The following is a 226-nucleotide window of genomic DNA, read 5'->3' as shown; positions in this document are numbered from 1 at the left end:
GTGTAAATGGCCTCAATTTAAAGTAAATCGTCACCCGGAACATGCTCGTTTACCAGATGAATGGTACTATTTATAACACCGCACTCAATGTCTTGTGTTTGCTGGTTTGCAAATAATCGGCGATCTGATGTTCGTCCACTGGTCCGTAACTTTGGGGAACTCGCTGTGTGGGCATAAATGGTGTGGTCTAACTGCTGCAATAAACTCCAGCCGTTTGTAGGTGCCG

The 226-nt window shown here is 45.6% G+C and carries 1 pseudogene; it reads right to left on the bottom strand.

What is annotated here, in order from left to right:
- Positions 1-17: 17 nt before the first annotated feature.
- Positions 18-226 (bottom strand): annotated as a pseudogene (locus tag CWC04_RS19380) (succinyl-diaminopimelate desuccinylase); the annotation flags it as partial.

The sequence above is a fragment of the Pseudoalteromonas sp. S2893 genome (assembly GCF_005887105.1).
Taxonomy (GTDB): Bacteria; Pseudomonadota; Gammaproteobacteria; order Enterobacterales; family Alteromonadaceae; genus Pseudoalteromonas; species Pseudoalteromonas atlantica.
This window is presented reverse-complemented; position numbering and strand designations above follow the sequence as displayed.